This window comes from Syntrophomonas sp. UBA5494 (assembly GCF_002426325.1).
In genome coordinates this window covers 3384-7898 of sequence record NZ_DIPG01000141.1, presented here as the reverse complement: position 1 = coordinate 7898, position 4515 = coordinate 3384, and the positions used below count along the sequence as shown (strand labels likewise).

Sequence of the window (4515 nt, the reverse complement as noted above, 5' to 3'; positions counted from 1 at the left end):
AGGCCCTGCTTGGGGTAGATAAAAAGCGGTCTGCGATGAGAAGGATGATACATATCCGGGCCTCTCAATTTGAGGTATTATTAGAAGGGAAAATGACCCCGGCAGTGTTGCCGGGAAACTTGATTAGATTTAATCTGAGGTGATATGTAGTGATATTGACTGAAGCAGGTCATTTAATGAACAAGCTGTATGCGTTGGGACCCGGCGAATACCGCACCTATCTTTGGGATGCGCCGCACCCGGCCCTGTTTGAGGGCGGGGTGGCTTTCGCAGGCAGGATATATGTGGAGGCAGTGCGGTCCGTTCTTGGCCGGCGCCAGCCTCAGTGGCTTTTTCTCACTCATGCCCATTGGGATCATTGCGGCGCGGCGGCTTACCTCAAAGAGGCCTTCCCGGATATGAAAATCGCAGCTTCACCCCGGGCGGTGCAGATCCTTAAACGGCCCAACGCCCTTAAACTCATTGCGCAATTGAACCAGGAGGCCGGGGAAGAAGTGCGGCTTTCCCCTGATTTTGCGGGATTACCATTAACCGACCGGCCTTTCCGGAGCTTTGCGGTAGACGTCGAAATCGACGACGGCCAGGTGCTGGAGCTGGGAAAAGGCTTTGCTGTGGAGGCGCTGGCAACTCCCGGACATACGCGCGACCATTTGAGTTATTATCTGCCCCATCAAAAAATACTCATGGTAGGAGAAACGGCCGGGATATTACGCCAAACCGGGGAGTTAAGCTGCGGATTTGTCTCTGATTACGAGGCTTATCTATCTTCGCTGCGGCGTTTGGCTTCGCTGCCGGTGGAGATGCTCTGTCAGGGACACCTTTTAGCGGTGGTGGGCAGAGCAGAGGTTAAGGCCTTTTTTGATCGTTCCATCGACGAGACCTTGCGTTTTAGAGATACCATATACCGGCTGCTCGACGAGGAAGCAGGTTCCATAGACGGGGTGGTGAGGCGGATGAAGAGCCGGTACTATGATTCCTTGCCAATGCCCAAACAACCGGAAGCTCCCTATTTGATAAATGCCACGGCCCAGGTGACGCATCTGGCCGCAAAAAAATTATGAATGTCTATAGGTGATTCATCTGCAGCCGTCGTTTACAAATTGCTAAAAAGTTCTCTCTTTGGGCAAAAGAATAGAGAGCTGCCCGCTGAGATATAACTGTATCAAAACGACGGCCAGAATCACCCCTATACCAATAAACCAAATTGCCCAGAAATATTTAAAAATGTGGGCGTGGCGTTCCTTGAAGGGGGTCTTGAGAGGCTCCTTTTTCTTTATCTCTGCTTTTTTTTCTTCTTTTAATGCCCGGCGTTCTTTTACTTTAGATTTGGACACCGCCATAACTCCTCTACCCTGGATTTTACATAGTTATATTTTTGACTTAATTTGAACCGAATGCAAGCATATTGTGATTATGATAATTCTGCATATTTTCGTTTCAGGCAGGGGAATTATATATTAGAACAAAAGCTCTTAATTTTTAAATAAAAGGAGGATAAAGCATGAAAGGGAATTGGATAGGCACTATCGTACGCTTCATTGTTTCTGCGATTGTTTTAATGTTGGTTGCTTATCTATTGCCGGGTATCAAAGTGGCAGGCTTTACTGGAGCACTAATTGCGGCCATTGTTATAGCAATTATAGGCTACATTGTAGAGTCTGTATTGGGTGACAAGGTTTCACCGCGTTCCAGAGGCCTGGTAGGATTTATCACTGCGGCCATAGTTATCTATGTGGCCCAGTTCATAATTCCCAACTGGTTGTCAGTGTCAGTACTGGGCGCTCTCCTGGCCGCGCTGGTAATCGGAATCGTGGATGCCGTGGTTCCTACGGAAATACGGTAGGACCGGATCAAGCAATTAAATGAAACTGTTGAAAATCGGGTCGGGGGTTCATCGACCTGATTTTTTATTGTATGGCTTGACCTCCCAATAGGGCCAGCAAATGGTGTCAGCAGCGCTTAAATAAGCAGATATTGCCCAAAGCGCACCGTGCGAAAAGGATTGCCAAGCTGAACAAAGACAAGTAAAATGTACTGAGACGAGTAGCGGTGTAACATGGATTTAGGCAGATTAGAGGTGTATTGATGTTTAACATCGGTCCCTGGGAACTAATACTTATTTTGGTAGTAGCTTTGATCGTGGTAGGCCCGGGCAAGCTTCCCGAGGTAGCCAAATCCCTGGGTAAAGCCACCCGGGAGTTCAAGAAAGCCACTACCGGGATAAAAAAGGAATTTGATGAAGCCATCAATTCAGTTGAAGAACCGGCCAGGCCGCCTAAAGCGGAGAGCCAGCCGATTCAGGAGAGTAAAGCCACTCCTGAAGAAGCAGTAGAGAAAAGCAAGGAATAAGCAGTCGGTTGCAAAGCAATTGAATAATACTCAAATCTTATCAAGAGTGGTTGAGGGACGGGCCCGATGAAACCCGGCAACCGCCTCCAGGGGGAGGTATGGTGCCAAATCCTGCAGGAGGCATACTCCTGAAAGATGAGAGAGCATAAACGGCCCTCTCCTTATAGAGGGTTTTTTAATTGGAAGCGCTTTTGATTCAAATATAAATTGAGGGAGGAATTTGTTATGGCTGCGTTGGATGTGTCTGCAAGATTAAAAGAGAGATGTTTAATAATGGATGGGGCTATGGGCACCATGTTGCAGAGGCACGGAATGCAGCCGGGCATGTGTCCTGAACTGTTCGGGGTCCAGCATCCCGAGATCCTGGCGGATATCCATTATCAATATGTGCAAGCCGGGGCTGACATCATTGAAACCAACAGTTTTGGCGCCAATTACTACAAACTGCAGGCTTACGGATTAGAAGACCGGGTGGAGGAATTAAACCTTGAGGCGGTTCGTATAGCCAAGCGGGCCAGTGCCGGCAAGGCCCTGGTGGCAGCCTCCATCGGCCCTGCCGGCAAGCTGTTGAAGCCGATGGGGACGCTTGATTTCGATGATCTGTACCGGGTTTATGCCCAGCAGATCACGGCCTGTGAAAAGGCCGGAGCCGACCTGATTTCGATTGAAACCATGACTGATATAGGCGAGATGCGCGCTGCGGTGATTGCAGCCCAAAGCTGCTCGGGGCTGCCGGTTATTGCCCATATGAGCTTTGAAAGCGGAGGGCGCACCATGATGGGCACCGATGCGAAGACCGCCCTGATCATCCTGGAGGCCTTAAGGCCGCTGGCCATAGGAGCCAACTGCTCCGGCGGCGCCCAAGACCTTTTGCCGGTGATTGCGGAGATGGGGCGCTTAAGCGATATTTTTCTTTCGGTCGAACCCAATGCCGGGCTGCCGGTATTGGTTGACGGGAAAACGTTCTTTCCCGATTCGCCTGATGAGATGGCTGAACAGGCGCTGCGCTTGCGCCAGGCCGGGGCCAATATAATCGGGGGCTGCTGCGGCACTACCCCGGAGCACATCCAGGCTATGGCGGCGGCCCTGCGGGGAATGACCCCGGTTAAAAGAACCGCCGCCAAAATCAGGGCGCTGGCCTCACGTTCCCGGACGGTGATGATCGGCCATAGCCAGGAATTGGCTTTTATCGGGGAACGCATCAATCCCACCGCCCGCAAGCGCCTGGCGCAAGACATCAAAGACGGTCACATGAACCTGGTGGTAGAGGAAGCCCGCCGGCAGGCGGAGAGCGGCGCTCCCATACTGGATGTCAATATGGGGGTTCCAGGCATAGATGAGGCTGAGGCTATGGCCAAAGCGGTTATGGAAATTCAGGCCGCGGTGGACCGGCCCCTCTCCATTGACTCCACCCATCCTGAAACCATTGAGGCCGGGCTCAAGCAGTTTGTGGGCCGGCCCCTCATAAACTCCACCACCGCTGAATATAAGCAACTAGAGGCTATACTGCCCCTGGCCAAAAAATACGGGGCGGCTGTTTTAGGACTGTGTCTGGACGAAAAAGGCATTCCCGCTAACGCCGACGAACGCCTGGAGCTGGCCGGAAGAATCTGCCAGCAAGCCCGGGCTTTGGGTTTGAGGGATGAAGATATCTACATCGACTGCCTGGTGACGACTGCGGGAGCGGAACAGTCCCGGGTGATGGAAACTCTGAAAGCCCTGACGGCGGTTAAAAACCAGCTGGGACTGGGCACGGTCCTGGGGGTGAGCAATGTTTCCCACGGCTTGCCAGCCCGGGAAATCCTGACCTCCGCCTTCCTGGCCATGGCCTGGGCGGCGGGACTGGATCTCCCGATAATGAACCCGTTCGATGACAGAGTGCGGGATGTTACCAGGGCGGCTGCAGTGCTTTTGAATCAGGATCCGGGAGCCAAATCCTACATTGCTCATTTTCAGAACCGGACGGCTCCGTCACAGCCGGTCCGCCATCAAGTATGCCAGCGATGCAATATACCCGAGTTGCTCCAGGCTGCTCCCGCGGCGCAACAGGCCGATACCGCGCAGCCGGAGGGATTGAGCCCGCTGGGCCGGGCAGTTCTGGAGGGCGATCAGCAAAGTATCATGGGGCTGCTGCAGGAAGCCCTGCAAAAAGACGATGCCATGAAA

The 4515-nt window shown here is 52.4% G+C and carries 5 protein-coding genes and 1 riboswitch; of the genes, 4 read left to right on the top strand and 1 reads right to left on the bottom strand.

Features of this window, described 5'->3' with window-relative positions; all coding sequences use genetic code 11:
- Positions 1-176: 176 nt before the first annotated feature.
- Positions 177-1061, top strand: a complete 885-nt coding sequence (locus B3W37_RS15825) for an MBL fold metallo-hydrolase (RefSeq protein WP_483176397.1) — start codon at positions 177-179, stop codon at positions 1059-1061.
- Between the two features lie 42 nt (positions 1062-1103).
- Here B3W37_RS15825 and B3W37_RS15820 read toward each other — a convergent pair whose 3' ends face one another.
- Complete coding sequence (locus B3W37_RS15820; RefSeq protein WP_483171450.1) at positions 1104-1334, bottom strand: hypothetical protein; 231 nt, start codon at positions 1332-1334, stop codon at positions 1104-1106.
- 167 nt (positions 1335-1501) lie between these two features.
- On the opposite strand from B3W37_RS15820, the gene B3W37_RS15815 reads away from it, so the two are divergent.
- The 3 genes from B3W37_RS15815 to B3W37_RS15805 form a co-directional block, all read left to right on the top strand.
- A complete protein-coding gene (locus B3W37_RS15815; RefSeq protein WP_483171449.1) occupies positions 1502-1843 on the top strand; it encodes a phage holin family protein in 342 nt (113 codons plus the stop codon).
- Positions 1844-2085: 242 nt separating this feature from the next.
- Complete coding sequence (gene tatB / locus B3W37_RS15810; protein WP_483171448.1) at positions 2086-2349, top strand: Sec-independent protein translocase protein TatB; 264 nt, start codon at positions 2086-2088, stop codon at positions 2347-2349.
- A gap of 34 nt (positions 2350-2383) precedes the next feature.
- Positions 2384-2491, top strand: a riboswitch (SAM riboswitch).
- An 83-nt stretch (positions 2492-2574) separates the two neighbouring features.
- Positions 2575-4515, top strand: a 1941-nt coding sequence (locus B3W37_RS15805) for a homocysteine S-methyltransferase family protein (protein WP_483176396.1), incomplete at its 3' end; no start/stop codon positions are given.

Coding starts and splice junctions, on each gene's coding strand:
- B3W37_RS15825 (WP_483176397.1), top strand. CDS start 177: ATGAACAAGCTGTATGCGTTGGGACCCGGCGAATACCGCACCTATCTT.
- B3W37_RS15815 (WP_483171449.1), top strand. CDS start 1,502: ATGAAAGGGAATTGGATAGGCACTATCGTACGCTTCATTGTTTCTGCG.
- tatB (WP_483171448.1), top strand. CDS start 2,086: ATGTTTAACATCGGTCCCTGGGAACTAATACTTATTTTGGTAGTAGCT.